Source organism: Mesorhizobium kowhaii (assembly GCF_042431665.1).
In the GTDB taxonomy this organism is placed as follows: Bacteria; Pseudomonadota; Alphaproteobacteria; order Rhizobiales; family Rhizobiaceae; genus Mesorhizobium; species Mesorhizobium kowhaii.
This window is the reverse complement of record NZ_JBHLYT010000082.1, coordinates 1-13,881: the sequence shown is the minus strand read 5'-3', so window position 1 is coordinate 13,881 and position 13,881 is coordinate 1. Positions and strand designations below refer to the sequence as shown.

Sequence of the window (13,881 nt, the reverse complement as noted above, 5' to 3'; positions counted from 1 at the left end):
CGCATCAACTGGATGTTCTCTACCGAAAACGCACGCCTTAAGATGGCCAAAGCCTATCCCAAGCCGACTTCCAAAGAGTCATAACCTCTGTGCAGAGGTACTAGCAGATTCATAGACAATGCGCTTGGATCGCTGCGAGCTCCGCGCGTTCACCAAACGAACCCGACAGAGAACTGGCCCCATTGCGCACCTCTCTGAGAATGCGGGACTCGCCTTCGTCGCGCACGAATGGCTGCTTGTTCGCTTCCAGTCCGAAGTCGGTGTCCATATCTGCTCCGGCGAGAAGCTGCGTAAGGAACCCTGCGGCGTAACCTCCGCCCGAGACGCCCCGCACGCACTTTTATGAGGAATAAGATCGTCCGAGATCACCTTGCGGAGGCCATATCAATGTCAGCCCCCGGCGAGAAGATACTTTTTAGCGCTGCAACATCGCTGGGTCGTGAACTCGATGACGCCTCCTCCAGGGACTGGGCCAGCTGGATCGCTGATAACCGCCTTCGAATATTCCAGGAAATCGTAGAGGTCGATGAGGCAGAGCGCATCAACAAAACGATCGATGACGAATATGTCGCGAGCCGTCTTGTCGGGTTGGCCCTGCGCACCGCGGACGGGAATCTGCGTAGCCGGTACTTCACCGTGACGGTGCGCAGCAGCAGACCTTCCCGCGTTTTGTAGATGCGTTTTCGGATACGTTCCTTCTTCAAGCTGCTGAAGAATGACTCTGCGACGGCATTGCCCCAGCAATTGGCACGTCTGCTCATGCTCGGTTCCAGGTTGTGGGCCTGGCAGAAACGCTTGAAGTCATCGCTGCCGTATTGACTGCCTTGGTCCGAATGCACGACGACACGGCTGGCCGGCTTTCTGCGCCACACAGCCATGAGCAGCGCATCCAGAGCCAGTTCTTTGGAGAGACTGGCCTTCATCGACCAGCCAACCACCTTGCGCGCATAGAGGTCGACCACGACCGCCAGATACAGCCGGCCTTGCCAGGTCCGGACGTAGGTAATATCGGTCACCCAGACCTTGTTGGCTGCATCCACTGTAAATTCGCGCTGCAGACGGTTGGGGGGCAATGATGGAAGGGCGTCCTGCGATGGCGCGCGGCTTCTTGTAGCCGCGCACGGGCTTGATGCGTTCTCCCGCATGAGGCGTTCGACACGATGCAGGCCACAGCTCTCGCCAGCCTCCCGGAGATCGCCGAATATGCGACGTGCCCCGTAAACCCCGTGGCTCGCACTGTAGGAATCGCGGATGAGATCGAGTAGCCGGGCGTCTTCCTTGGCGTGATCGCTGACAGGCCCATGTAGCCATGTATAAAACCCCGCCCGGGCGACACGTAAGACCCGGCACATCGAGGCGACCGCATGTTGGTGACGATGCTCGTTCATGAAGCAGTACTTCACTCGGGTTCCCTGGCAAAGTACCGCGCGGCTTCCTAAGAAACAGCAACCTCGACGTCGCAGGGAACGGCCTGCAAAACGAAGCCCAGCGATTTTGCGCGCCGCTTCAGATTGGCGAGGACACGGCTGCGATATTGTTCCTCATAGTGGTCGGCACCCGGATCCCTGTAGGTCATGCCGTGGCTGAGGGTGTTGTAGAACAGGACCGCAATTTTGCGGGCGGTCGCCGTCACGGCCTTCGCCTTGCCTGCACGAGACGACAGCCGACGATAGAATGCTCCGAGCGCCGTATCGCTCCGCCCGATAGTCGTGGCCGCCAACCGCAATAGCGCTGCTGCCCGGCTTGACGATCTCCGCGTGCGCGAAGAGAGCACCTTGCCGCCGAGATTTTGTTGCCCGGCGCGAGACACAGCCAGGAGGTGAAGTGCTTGGCGCTCGGCCATGCCCTCAGATCCGTGCCGCACTCGCCGATGAGCTTCAACGCAAGTGACGGACCCAACCCATGTATCTCGGTCAAATCGACACCGAGGACGCGATATAGCGCGGCCCTAACATCGAACGACGGTGTGTTGACCTGCTTGGTCTTCACCCGTGGCCTTAACAGCTTGCCGATCGGCTTTGCCCCTTTGTCACTCAGCGCCGCTATCAAGGATTCCAGCTTCCGGTCGCAGTCGAGCATCTTGGCCTGGTAGGTGTCGTAGAGCTCCAGCGACTGGGTCAGGGCGAAGACATGTTCGTCCCGGTCGTTGCCCACCAGTGCAGCGCGGATCGTCTCGATAGAGGAATGGCAGCGCACATCGCGGTAGGTCGCCAATACATCGGGATTGCGCTCGCCCGCTACAATCGCCCGGATGATCAGCATACCGGTCGCGCCGGTGATGTCGGAGACACGTGGTGAAGTTGCATATTCATCTCCATCAGGGCCTTCTGCATGTGCTGGATATGGGCGGCTGCGTATTCCACTAGTACACGCCGGCGGAAGATTGGACGCATTGGTTAGGCGGTCAAGGGTTTGCCGGCCCAGGTCCATTTGAATGGCTTTGCCATGGTCTTGTTGAAGTAGTCGATGAAGCGCTCGATGCGGTCTTTAAGATCGGCGGTGGAGGTGAAGCTGGCGCGGCGCAGCAGCTTGCGCACCAGGATGGAGAACCAGATTTCGATCTGGTTGAGCCAGGAGGCGTGCCTGGGGGTGAAGTGGAAGGTGATGCGATGGCTCTGATCGCGCAGGAACGCCGCGCGGCTGGCCTTTCTTGCAAGGACGCCGTCGTGCCCTTTGCGGCCGAGCGTTGCTTCATCGATGCCGCACTGGCGCGCCACCAGCCGCACGACGCCCTCCGACCTGTGGGTGTCGAGATTGTCGCACACGATGCGCCAGCGCATGGCCGGGGCTGCCGTGCGCAACAGGCCATCGAGGAAGCTCACGAAGTCGGCTTCGGTGCGCGTGTTTGCGATCGTACCGCCGACCTTGCCGGTGACGACGTCGAAGTGGGCGATCAGCGTTTGCGTGCCGTGGCGGACATATTCGAACTCGCATCGCTCGACCTTGCCCGGCTTGATCGGCAAGGAAGGGGCGATCCGTTCGAGCGCCTGGATGCCGGTCATCTCGTCGATCGACACCGTTTTCGTCGTCTTTTGGGCTGCGATGGCGCTGCGATAGACGCTGCACACATCGATGCATCTGGTTTCAAAGTCCGGATCGGGCTTGGCCGTCAACCAAGGGCGAACCAGATGCGGCTTGAGGTCGGATTCTTTTTAAAAAGCGCCCCACCGACCGAGGCGAGATGGATGTGATGATGCCGCGTCGTACCGCCTCGCGCGCCAGATCGCTCGTGCTCCAGTGGCTGATCGGAACCGCGCCGTCGTCCGGCCGCTCGCACGCCAATGCGACAATGGCGCAGGTCTGCTCCGCCGTAATCGTCGCCGGCGCCCCCGAGCGCGGCGCATCTTGCAGCCGTGCCGCGACCGCCTCGCCCGCGTGGCGCGCCAGCCAACGTGCTCGCCACAAGCTCACCCCTTTGCGCCACACGCCCAGCCGCTGTGCGGTCTCGCCAACGCCGGCGCCATCGGCCGCCAGCACGATCATCCACGCCCGAAGCGCCAGTTGCTGGGGTGTCGAATGGCTGCGGATCAAGCGCTCCAGTTCGCTGCGCGCCTCGGCGCTGAGCGGGAGCGGGGCACAATGCCGCGACATGGAATTCTCCTCAGGTTGCGAATCACCCAAAGTGAATCACCAAATGCGCGCCGCCGGAACCCAACGAGTCGTAACTTCAGCCGAGGTGTACTAGCCGCTCCCGCTGACGCAGATAGGCGCGCAGAGTTGCGATCTCGGCATCAGGACGGAAACTCCCGCGTAACAATCCGTAGGAATGAAGCTGGCGGAGCCACGCGGCATCGCTGACATCTGTTTTGCGCCCAGGCACATTCTTGGCGTAACGCGCATTGACCAGAATGACCTCGAACCCGTGCTGCTCAAGAATCTCATAGGCCGGGATCCAATAGACCCCGGTGGATTCCATCGCCACACTGGTCACGCCGCACGCTTTGAACCAGTCCGCCAGATCATGCAGGTCTTGCGTGAATGTGCCAAACGCTCGCACTGGCGTATCAGTGCAGCCCGGGTCGACCGCTGCCATGTGCATTTTTGATCCGATGTCGATGCCAGCGGCACCAACATTGACCGGCTTCAATTCCGGGCGGTCACCGGTCTTCCTTTTGGGCATAGCAAATCCTCCATACGATTGTCGGCAGGAGGGTCTGGGCTATGCTAAATCTTCATCTTCCTAATCGGGATCACCGCAGGAACGGCGTCACCACTCTCAAGTTCGCATGCACCCATGGACCACGTTTTTTAACGGGGACTGTACCTCCAATAAGCTGACGGCCGCTACCCTCCGAGGTCCGAGAATAGCATGGGCTGTTTCTACCGCGCACAGGCGGGCCATGGCCCGTGACAGTTTTTTAAAAGATCCCGCTCCTCCTCCACGCGACGCAGTTGCGACCGCAGGCGCAGGATTTCACTCTTGGCTTCAAGCAGATCTTTCGATTGCTGCTCCGATTTGTCGGGCGACACGGCCTTGACCCACTTATACAGGCTGTGTGCCGACACGCCCAAACGCGCCGCCACATCCGGCACGCCATAGCCCCGGTCAATGACCTGCTTGACCGCTTCTTCTTTAAATTCCGGGGTAAACCTCTGCGTACTCACAAGCTGCCTCCTATGCTCAAAGGATAGGCCGGGCCTGTCTATCGTGCCAGGGGCAGTCCAAGGATAGGCGGGGGCTGTCTATCGCACCAGGGGCAGTCCAAAACTTCGAGCTCGTTGTAGCTCGATGCGGCCGCGGCGGTCGGGGTGATGTCGGTGGCCGCTACCTCGTGACCAGCAACACCGACCTGGCTGCAATCCGGGATCGAGCCCTCCACGCACGTCAGCAAGAAGGATATTTCGGCTTTGGCAACGTCACCGTGATCTCGGACGGCGACGAAATCCTGAAGCGGCTGCCCCGCGCCATGCCGAAGCCGACAGCCCACATCATCGACTGGTTCCACATTGCCATGAAGATCCAGCCCATGCAGCAGATCGCCGATCACATCGTTCCCAGTCCGACCCTTTTGAAGTGCTTCCAACCATCGACAAGGACATCAAAGCCGTGAAGTGGCGTCTCTGGCACGGGCGGGTCGATGGCGCGATCCGCGACCTGGAGCAACTCCTGGCGAGACTGAAAGACTCGCAAAGGGACGGCGAGTTCTCGATTGCACGGCTTTTTAGCCTCGCCTCGCAGCTCCTGACCTATGTCCATTCAAATCGCGGCGCGATCGTCAACTATGGAAAGCGCTATCGGGCTGGGCTTCGCGTTGCCTCCGCTCTGGCCGAGTCGGCGGTGAATTCACTCGTCGCCAAGCGGGTGGTCAAAAAGCAGCAGATGCGCTGGTCCTCCCACGGTGCCCACATGCTCATGCAGGTCCGGACGGCGGAGATCAATGGCGAACTTCGCGATCGGCTGCGGGCACCCTTCCGACAGCCAGAGCCAAACGTGCCCCCCACTATTCAAGCCCAAACCACCCCTTCTGCGCGCCGCGTAACCCCAGAGAAATTACCGGTCTCATCGACAGCAACAGGGGAACGCTTGCCGCCGACAAGTTGCCATAATCGGCGATGGTCTTGACGATGCGTTCGTCCTCGATGCCGAGCGACTTGCCGAGAGCATTCAAGATGCGGGCATTGGCCTGGTGCGGCACGAAGCGGGCGACGTCTGAACTGGCCAGGCCAGCCGCCTCCAGCGCTTCGGTCGAACAGCGGCTCATCATCTCGACCACCAAAGCGCATTTACCCAAGTTCGCTGCCTTGATCGACAGAGTGTCACAATTGACTCATTTCAGAAATTGTGAAACAGTTGATGCATTCGAGCGATAGTGGAGGATGATGGCTTCGGATGTACAACTGCTATGAACCTTTCTCGCCCGCGTCGCCCGAAAGCGTGGGCATGTCGCCGCCATTCCTTAGGCACGCCATCGAGACTGCTCGGGTCTGGGTGGACGAGGGCCGCATCGTAGGTGCGGTGATGCTGGTCATCCGCCGGAATAAAATCGTGTTGCATGAGGCGGTCGGCTGGAGCGACGGAGAACGCCTGCTTCCGATGAAAAACGACACGATCTTCATGATGCGCTCAATGACGAAGCCGCTCCTTGGCACGGCCATCCTGATGTTGAAGGAAGAGGGGCGGCTGACGCTAGAGGACAGGGTGTCCGAAAATCTCCCGGCATTTGATAATGAGCGTTCGCGCGATATTACGATCTATCAGCTTCTCACTCACACCTCCGGAATCACCGGCTCGATTGTTGAGGATATCGAGACCACGAGGTACTCCTCACTGCGGGAGGCTGTTGACGACGTCGGTCGGAAAGGACCCGAACATCCACCAGGCACGCGGTACGAATATAGTGATCCTGGCTCGAGCACTCTTGGGGCCATAGCCGCCGAGGTCTCGGGAATACCTGCCGAAGAATTCATCAGGACGCGCATTTTGGAGCCACTCCAGATGGGCGACTCGTTCTTAGACTTCAAGCTGCAGCCGGGCGATCCGCGTGCAGGGCGCGTGGCCGCCAGCTACTGCAGGGAGAATGGCGAGAGCGGCCGCTGGACAAAGTCTTGGGATAACACGCAACCGGATGAAGTCCCGTTTTTCCGTGCCTCCGGCGGCCTTTTCGCGTCGGCGATGGATTATGCGAAGTTCTTGTCCTGTATACTGCACGGTGGACGCTTTGGCGATCGGCTGTTGCTGTCGGAGGAGACCATCCGACTTGCGACGAGCCCGGACCTTGTTTCCAAAGAGTACGGCCTCCATTGGAAGGTTTACGGCGATAACGTCTTTGGGCACGGGGGCGATCAAGGCACTTTGTCTTGGGTTGATAAGGCACATGACCTGATTGGCCTATACTTGACGCAGTCCCAACGGCCGGGGAACACAACGCGCCCAGAGTTCAAGAAGCTGGTGGACAACGCAATCGTGAAATAGGCGAGCTAATGCGCGCTCGAAAGGCTTGGCCCTTGCGGTGCGGTTCCGACGACAAAGTTCGCAACGAAATTACTCAAACAGGGAGGAAAGTCATGGAAATTTCTCGACGCGATCTCATTAAGCTGACTGTATCCGCCGGAGCCGCATTGTCGGCTCCGTCAATCCTGCGCGCTCAGGCGGCTTCAGCAGACACGCGCGTGATCCGCGTGGTGCTGGACCAAGTCCCCTCAGTCTTCGACCCTCACAATACGACAAGCGCCAACACTGGAAACCATGCCCTGGCAATTTATGATATGCTCTTTGGGGTCGACTCCCAGGGGGTGGCGCGCCCGCAAATGATCGGAAACTGGGGTGTATCGGAGGACAAGAAGACATATACATTTGAGCTTAGGAATGGTTTGGGCTTCCACGACGGCACCCCTGTCACCGCAGCAGACTGTGTGGCTTCAATTCGACGTTGGGGCGCAGCGTCCTCGGCAGGAAAACTGCTCATGGAAAGGACTAAAGACGTCTCGAAGAAGGATGATAGAACTTTCACGATCGAGCTGGCCGAACCATTAGGGCTTCTCATCGACATGCTGGCTTTGCCAAGACAGCATCTTGCCATCATGCGCGAGAAAGACGCGAACCTTCCTCCAACTGAACAGGTAACTGCCAATATCGGCTCTGGGCCGTTCAAGTTCAATCACGCTCTCGCCAAGCCCGGCGCGAGCTTCACGTACGACCGCAATGAACTATACGTCCCCCGCGAGGAGCGGCCCGACGGCTTCGCCGGGGGGAAGATCGTTAAGGTCGATCGAGCCATCTGGGAGAACATCTCCGATCAACAGACGGCCTTAGCCGCGTTGCAGGCGGGTGAGATTGATTTTCTGCTTACCTGCCCGCCCGACTTTTATTCAACAGTCGAGGGAGATCCCAACCTTCAACTCGAGCTTGTGGTCACAGGGGGGCAATGCATGTTTGCGCGGACAAACTTCCTCCAACCCCCGTTCGACAACGTCAAGGCGCGTCAAGCGCTTTTGCACCTGGTTGATCAGGAGAAGTTCTTGCGGGTCGCGGCCCCCGATCCAAGGTACGCCCATCCCATTTCGTCGATGTTCGGCAATGGTTCGCCTTACTCAAATGACGAAAACACGGGATGGTATAAGAAGAACGGCGACCCAGAAAAGGCTAAGCAGCTCTTCAAGGAGGCCGGATACGCCGGCGAAAAGGTCGTCATTCTCGACTCTACTGACTGGGCACAGGGCGACGTTTCCGCGCAACTGCTGGCGTCTGAGTTGAAGAAAATCGGCGCCAATGCAGAGTTGGCGCCGAGCGACTGGGCCGGCATTATGGCGCGACGAGCGAACAAAGGTCCAGTTGAGGAAGGCGGCTGGAACATTCACATATCGAGTTGGCCCAACGGCGCCCTCTCCGATCCGCTCGGATGCGCTCTCCTTCAGGCGAATGGCGAAAACGCTTGGTATGGCTGGCCAAAGAACGATGAATATGAGGCGCTACGCGCCAACTGGGCCGTAGTCGAAACGATGAATGAGCGCAAGGCTCTGGCCCGCCGGATGCAACATCTCTGGTTTGATTTTGTCGGTGCGGTTTTCCTGGGGCAAGCTGTCTCGCCCTCCGCGCGCCGAAAGACGCTTACCGGCGTCATTAGCAATGATGGGTCGGTTCCGATGTGGAACATAGAGAAGGCCCCTGGTTGATGGCTTCTTACGTCCTCCGCCGGATGATTTCGGCCATCGCCGTCATGGCGATGGTCGGGATCTTCGTCTTCCTGCTGATCCGGCTGGCACCGGGCGATCCGGCCGCGGTCATGGCCGGGAGGGAAGCGACCGACGAGATCATCGCTGGCATCCGCGAGCAGTTGGGTCTGAATCAGCCGTTGCCAGTTCAGTTCGCCCACTGGCTCTGGGGCCTGCTGAACGGCGATTTCGGCACCTCGATCTTTTCAGGCCGTCCGGTTCTCGAGCTCCTCGCGCAGCGGCTCGAGCCGACGATTTCCCTGTCGCTGCTAACCTTGTCACTTTCAGTGACGGTCGGCGCGTCCTTCGGCATCCTTGCGGCCTGGCGCTCTGGCGGGCTCGTTGACCGGCTGCTCCAGGTTTTCTCAGCCTTCGGCTATTCGGTCCCTGTCTTCGTTATCGGCTATTTCCTCGTCTACCTGCTGGCGATCAGCGCCGGTTGGCTGCCGGTTCAGGGATATGTGCCAATCGGCCAGGGTCTCGGTGGCTGGTTCACACATCTGATACTGCCGACGGTCACGCTGAGCGTGCCCTATATCGCCTTCATCGCCAGGATCGGGCGGGCGAGCATGCTCGAGGTGCTGACGGAAGACTACATGCGCACTGCGGTCGCCAAGGGCGCCTCGTCCTATGCGATGCTCTTTCACCATGCCCTGAAGAATGCCGGGGTACCGATCCTGACCGTTATCGGCCTCAGCTTCGCTTACCTGATCGGCGGGGTGGTGCTCACCGAGACCGTCTTCAACATCCCCGGCATCGGGCGCCTGGTGGTCGATGCGATCAACAACCGCGACTACCCGATCATCCAGAGCGTGCTGATTTTGACCTCGGGGCTATACGTTCTCATCAATCTCGCGGTCGATCTCGCCTATACGCTGATCGACCCCCGCATCCGGTACTGACATGACACTTATCTCCCCTACAGTCCCCGTCGCACCGGCGGGCCGGCTGCGCCGTTCGGGCCTCGCCCGTGCCGCCCGGCGGCATCCGCTGGTGCTGATCGGCGGCGGCCTTCTGATGCTCCTGATCTTGCTGGCGCTCCTGGCGCCCCTGTATGCGGGCGATCCGCAAAACCTGGACCCCTTCGTACGCCTGCAGCCGCCCTCGGCCGAACATTGGTTCGGCACCGACAATCTCGGCCGCGATGTCTTTGCCCGCACCATCTTTGGCGCGCGGGTCTCGCTCATGGTGGGGCTGACCTCGGCACTGCTGGCCTCCTCGGTCGGGCTCCTAATCGGTGTCGTTGCCGGCTACGTGCGCAGCGTCGACAATGTCATCATGCGGGTCATGGACGCCCTGATGTCGATCCCCACGATCCTCCTGGCCATCGCGCTTATCTCGCTGACCGGGCCCGGGATCGGCATCCTCATTGTCGCTGTTGCCCTTCCGCAGATGCCGAGCGTGACCCGGCTGGTGCGCTCGGTGGTGCTAAGCGTGCGCGATCGTCCTTACGTGGAGGCCGCAATCTGCGGCGGCGCGCCGCTGCCGAAGATCCTCTGGCGGCATGTGCTCCCGAGCACCATTCCGCCCTTGATGGTCCAGGGTGCCATGGTCTTTGCAGATGCGATCATGACCGAAGCCGGATTGAGCTTCCTCGGCGTCGGCGTGCCACCTGAGATCCCGAGCTGGGGCAACATGATCGCAAGCTCGCGGCTCTATCTCGCCACCGCACCGCTGACGATCTTCGCCCCCGGCATTTTCCTCGCGGTCACGGTCCTGGCGGTCAATTTCCTCGGCGACGGCCTGCGCGATCTGTTCGACCCCCGCGCGAAACGGAGGCGTTGAGATGCTGATGGAGAATTTCAAGAAGGATATTACCATCGACACTGACGTACTTCTGGATGTCCGGGATCTCGAGACCCATTTCTTCGGCGAAGAGAGCGTCACCCGCGCCTTGGGCGGGGTCAGCTTCCGGGTCCGGAAGGGCGAGACGCTGGGCGTCGTCGGCGAATCCGGGTGCGGCAAGAGCGTAACGGCGCTGTCTATTCTGCGCCTGCTGCCGAAGCTGACCGCGAGGACCGTCGGTGGCGAGGTCCGCTTCCACGACCGCAATCTCCTCGATCTCTCCGAACGCGAGATGCGCAAGATCCGCGGGGACAAGATTGCGATGATCTTCCAGGATCCGATGACGAGCCTCAACCCGGTGTACACGGTCGGTCGCCAGATCGCGGAGGCGGTGCAGATCCACACGGGCGCCTCCCGATCCGAGGCGCTAACCAAGGCCGTGGAGATGCTGCGCCTCGTCCGCATCGCGGATCCCGAGCGCCGCGTCAATAACTATCCGCACGAGATGTCCGGGGGCATGCGCCAGCGCGCCATGATCGCCATGGCGCTCGCCTGCTCACCGGAACTCCTCATCGCCGACGAGCCGACCACCGCGCTCGATGTCACCATCCAGGCGCAGATCCTGCGGCTGATTGTTGATCTGAAGGAGCGTACCGGAACAGCAGTGATGTTCATCACCCACGACCTCGGCGTTGTCGCCGAAACTTGCGATCGGGTGATCGTGATGTATGCCGGCCGGATCGTCGAACAAGCGAGTGTCACCGATCTCTTCGCGCAGCCCTCGCATCCCTACACCAAGGCACTCATGCGCTCGGTGCCGGACCGGCGGCGCGGCAAGGAGCGCCGTCTGCCGGAGATTCCCGGCATCGTGCCGAGCCTGCGCGAACCCCTGGTCGGCTGCAGCTTTGCCGCGCGCTGTCCTTTCGTCACCGACATCTGCCGCGAGAAGACGCCGGTCCTGGAATATGTCGGGCAAGATCACGCCGCCGCCTGCTGGCACTCAGAGGAGGTCACGCGCGCATGAGGGGTCCCCTGTTGAAGGTCGAGAACCTGGTCAAGCACTATCCGCTGGGTGCGGGGATCTTCCGCAAGGACGTCCCCGTCGTGCGGGCGGTTCAGGATGTCTCCTTCTCCGTCGACGCCGGCGAGACGCTCTGCATCGTCGGTGAATCCGGCTGCGGCAAGTCGACCGTCGCACGGCTTCTGATGCGGCTCACGGAGCCGACGCAGGGCCGCGTGTTGCTCGAGGGCACCGATATCGCGAGCCTGAACAAGCACGCACTTCGGGATGGACGTCGTCGCATGCAGATGGTGTTCCAGGACCCCTATTCCTCGCTGAACCCGCGGCTCACCGCCGGGCAGATTATCACCGAACCGGTCGAGAATTTCGAGCGCCTGACCCGAAAGAAGCGCGAAGCCCTGGCCGCCGAGCTTCTGCGGAAGGTCGGGATGGCGCCAGAGATGATGCACAGGCTTCCCTCCGAACTGTCGGGCGGTCAGCGCCAGAGGCTTGGAATCGCGCGGGCGCTCTCGCTCAATCCCGCGATCATCATCGCAGACGAGGCGGTCTCGGCTCTCGATGTCTCGGTACAGGCGCAGATCCTGAACCTGCTCATGGATCTCCAGGAGCAAACGGGCATCGCCTTCGTCTTCATCTCGCACGACCTCGGCGTCGTAGAGCATATCGGCCATCGCGTCGCTGTCATGTATCTGGGCCGCATCGTCGAGCTCGCGACTTGCGAAGCGCTGTTCGCCAAGCCGATCCATCCTTACACCGAAGCGCTGATCGCCGCCGCCCCGGTGCCCGATCCTACGCGGGCCCGCCTAGAGGCGCCCGTCGAGGGCGAGGTGCCGAGCCCGATCAACCCGCCGAGCGGATGTGCGTTTCATCCCCGTTGCCCACTCGCGGTCGAGCGTTGTCGAATCGAAGCTCCGCCCTTGGTGCCGATGACAGACGGCCGCGTCGTGGCCTGCCATGTACGCGCCCCTGCATGAGGCATGTAGGCGCAATCGGTTGCGAAGTTCTGACTGAGCGTACTTGCCTATAACATGCTTGGCGATGCGCTGCGCAATATGCTCGATCCGCGGGACATCACGGCATCTATAGAGAAGAAATAGGAGTCCATGAAAGTTGCCATCGCTGGATTCATCTTGGAGTCAGTCAGTTTCCTGCCGAGCGTACTCACCCTGATGGAACGCGACCGAATGCGTCCCGACCTCCCTCGATGGCGGTTCCTGAACGCGACAACGATCCACTACCAAAGGACATCGCGTATGGAAACGGCACCCGGACGGAGGATCTATTGGGCTCGACACGTCCCCCTTCACAGCGATCACCCTTCGCGTTTGGCGCGGGCGGGGCATTGGCAAGGAGGAAATGAGAGCCTGAGTGTAAGGATGCTGAGGATTTGAGAATATTGATGACTTCGAAGCGATCTCTACGATCTTACCTAGGTACATGACAGCGACCCGATCGGAGATATGCCGGACTACACTGAGGTCATGAGCCACGAACAAATAGTGTAGGTCTCGTGGACAAAGGGTATCCAGAGCTTGATTGACGCGAGTGTTACAAAGCCGAGATACGACTCCCTGGTCTTGTCATATCGAGTTGCGACGCGTCGCCAGTTCTTGAGTTTGTTGAACAGCCGCTCGATCTGATTGCGTCATTTGTATTTGCGCCGATCATGCGGGGTGGGTTCGCGCCGGTTGCTTTTGGCCGGAATGACCGCCTCGACATCGGCTCTGGCGATCTCTTCGCGGATGGCGTCCGCATCATATCCTTTGTCGGCGAGGAAAGCTTCGATCCGGTCGGTGATCATCCGGAACAGAGGTGCAAATCCTTGCGTATCGTGCGTCTGCCCAGGCGTCAGCACGAAGCCAAGCGGGCGGCCTTTAGAGCGGGATGAGATTTATGGGAGTCGTTGGATTGTAAGCGGTGCGCCCAGGCACCTTTCCCGAGATCGTCTGGTGTGCGTCTATGGTAGGTCGCTCGTTGGCCGCCGCGCCGGGGCCGATCACTGATCGTAGTGGGTGACGTAGTGGAGTTCGCGTGGGGCGGGGATGACGAGGGCGATGTCTTTGTAGGCCTCGTGCTCGATGAAGTGCGCGGTCTCGGGCCCCGGCCTGGGCTTGCCGAGGACGGGCCTGCCCTTTTTGTCGACGCAGTAGATCAGGATCGGCAGCAGCAGGCCGTGGTTGGGGTTGTCGAGGTCGAGTAGCCGTTTCCAGCGTTTGATGTTGAGATTCATGGCCGCGTAGAACCCCTGGCACCACGGCCGGGGGTCGATGCCGCCGCTGGGCTTGGTGGCGAATCGGGGCGCATAATCCTGCGGTCTGTGTACGCATACGACGAAGGCCGCATGATTGGCACATGCGCGTGCGCGTGGCGGGCTCTATGATGGCGTTGCGTGAAGGTCAGGCGGCCTGCTGATCGGCGGGCTT

Annotated in this window: 15 protein-coding genes and 3 pseudogenes; 7 read left to right on the top strand and 11 right to left on the bottom strand. The window is 60.6% G+C overall.

The annotated features are described in order from the left end of the window. Positions 1 to 109 precede the first annotated feature (109 nt). The 7 genes and pseudogenes from ACFFNA_RS34470 to ACFFNA_RS34440 form a co-directional block, all read right to left on the bottom strand. A complete protein-coding gene (locus ACFFNA_RS34470; RefSeq protein WP_378924357.1) occupies positions 110 to 268 on the bottom strand; it encodes a hypothetical protein in 159 nt (52 codons plus the stop codon). 97 nt (positions 269 to 365) lie between these two features. Next, positions 366 to 1,463 (bottom strand): IS3 family transposase, encoded by a 1,098-nt coding sequence (locus tag ACFFNA_RS34465; RefSeq protein WP_378924360.1) that lies wholly within the window; start codon positions 1,461 to 1,463, stop codon positions 366 to 368. Then, positions 1,436 to 2,378: pseudogene (locus ACFFNA_RS34460) on the bottom strand (transposase); the annotation flags it as partial. The pseudogene ACFFNA_RS34460 and the gene ACFFNA_RS34465, both read right to left, overlap by 28 nt. Before the next feature lie 18 nt (positions 2,379 to 2,396). Continuing rightward, the gene (locus ACFFNA_RS34455; RefSeq protein ID WP_378924356.1) at positions 2,397 to 3,068 is read right to left on the bottom strand and encodes a transposase; all 672 of its coding nucleotides are present in this window, start codon (positions 3,066 to 3,068) and stop codon (positions 2,397 to 2,399) included. 16 nt (positions 3,069 to 3,084) lie between these two features. Next, entirely contained in the window at positions 3,085 to 3,591 is a 507-nt protein-coding gene (locus ACFFNA_RS34450) for a helix-turn-helix domain-containing protein (RefSeq protein WP_378924355.1), read from the bottom strand. A gap of 91 nt (positions 3,592 to 3,682) precedes the next feature. Further along, a pseudogene (locus tag ACFFNA_RS34445) lies at positions 3,683 to 4,120 on the bottom strand (IS110 family transposase); the annotation flags it as partial. Positions 4,121 to 4,356: 236 nt separating this feature from the next. After that, positions 4,357 to 4,605 (bottom strand): annotated as a pseudogene (locus tag ACFFNA_RS34440) (transposase); the annotation flags it as partial. Positions 4,606 to 4,772: 167 nt separating this feature from the next. Here ACFFNA_RS34440 and ACFFNA_RS34435 point away from each other — a divergent pair. After that, positions 4,773 to 5,051, top strand: a complete 279-nt coding sequence (locus ACFFNA_RS34435; protein WP_378924354.1) for a hypothetical protein — start codon at positions 4,773 to 4,775, stop codon at positions 5,049 to 5,051. Positions 5,052 to 5,441: 390 nt separating this feature from the next. On the opposite strand, the gene ACFFNA_RS34430 is transcribed toward ACFFNA_RS34435, so the two are convergent. Continuing rightward, on the bottom strand, positions 5,442 to 5,714 hold the full coding sequence (locus tag ACFFNA_RS34430; RefSeq protein ID WP_378924359.1) for a 3-oxoacyl-[acyl-carrier-protein] synthase III C-terminal domain-containing protein: 273 nt from the start codon (positions 5,712 to 5,714) through the stop codon (positions 5,442 to 5,444). Between the two features lie 116 nt (positions 5,715 to 5,830). On the opposite strand from ACFFNA_RS34430, the gene ACFFNA_RS34425 reads away from it, so the two are divergent. The 6 genes from ACFFNA_RS34425 to ACFFNA_RS34400 all read left to right on the top strand — a co-directional run bounded on the left by ACFFNA_RS34425 (position 5,831) and on the right by ACFFNA_RS34400 (position 12,432). Beyond that, positions 5,831 to 6,913 (top strand): serine hydrolase domain-containing protein, encoded by a 1,083-nt coding sequence (locus tag ACFFNA_RS34425; protein ID WP_378924353.1) that lies wholly within the window; start codon positions 5,831 to 5,833, stop codon positions 6,911 to 6,913. 92 nt (positions 6,914 to 7,005) lie between these two features. Next, complete coding sequence (locus tag ACFFNA_RS34420; RefSeq protein ID WP_378924352.1) at positions 7,006 to 8,613, top strand: ABC transporter substrate-binding protein; 1,608 nt, start codon at positions 7,006 to 7,008, stop codon at positions 8,611 to 8,613. Beyond that, positions 8,613 to 9,554: an ABC transporter permease gene (locus ACFFNA_RS34415; protein ID WP_378924351.1), complete on the top strand. Its 942-nt coding sequence runs from the start codon at positions 8,613 to 8,615 to the stop codon at positions 9,552 to 9,554. The genes ACFFNA_RS34420 and ACFFNA_RS34415 overlap by 1 nt, the downstream gene beginning before the upstream one ends. Position 9,555: 1 nt before the next feature. After that, complete coding sequence (locus ACFFNA_RS34410) at positions 9,556 to 10,437, top strand: ABC transporter permease (protein WP_378924350.1); 882 nt, start codon at positions 9,556 to 9,558, stop codon at positions 10,435 to 10,437. A 1-nt stretch (position 10,438) separates the two neighbouring features. Continuing rightward, entirely contained in the window at positions 10,439 to 11,461 is a 1,023-nt protein-coding gene (locus ACFFNA_RS34405; protein ID WP_378924349.1) for an ABC transporter ATP-binding protein, read from the top strand. Then, positions 11,458 to 12,432 (top strand): ABC transporter ATP-binding protein, encoded by a 975-nt coding sequence (locus tag ACFFNA_RS34400; protein WP_378924348.1) that lies wholly within the window; start codon positions 11,458 to 11,460, stop codon positions 12,430 to 12,432. Before ACFFNA_RS34405 ends, ACFFNA_RS34400 begins: the two co-directional genes overlap by 4 nt. Positions 12,433 to 12,594: 162 nt before the next feature. Here the strand turns inward: ACFFNA_RS34400 and ACFFNA_RS34395 are convergent, their stop codons facing one another. From ACFFNA_RS34395 to ACFFNA_RS34385, 3 genes are all read right to left on the bottom strand, one after another. Next, entirely contained in the window at positions 12,595 to 12,897 is a 303-nt protein-coding gene (locus ACFFNA_RS34395; protein WP_378924347.1) for an oligopeptide/dipeptide ABC transporter ATP-binding protein, read from the bottom strand. A gap of 206 nt (positions 12,898 to 13,103) precedes the next feature. Continuing rightward, complete coding sequence (locus tag ACFFNA_RS34390; protein ID WP_378924358.1) at positions 13,104 to 13,349, bottom strand: transposase; 246 nt, start codon at positions 13,347 to 13,349, stop codon at positions 13,104 to 13,106. A gap of 105 nt (positions 13,350 to 13,454) precedes the next feature. After that, the gene (locus ACFFNA_RS34385) at positions 13,455 to 13,688 is read right to left on the bottom strand and encodes a hypothetical protein (protein WP_378924346.1); all 234 of its coding nucleotides are present in this window, start codon (positions 13,686 to 13,688) and stop codon (positions 13,455 to 13,457) included. Positions 13,689 to 13,881: the final 193 nt, after the last annotated feature.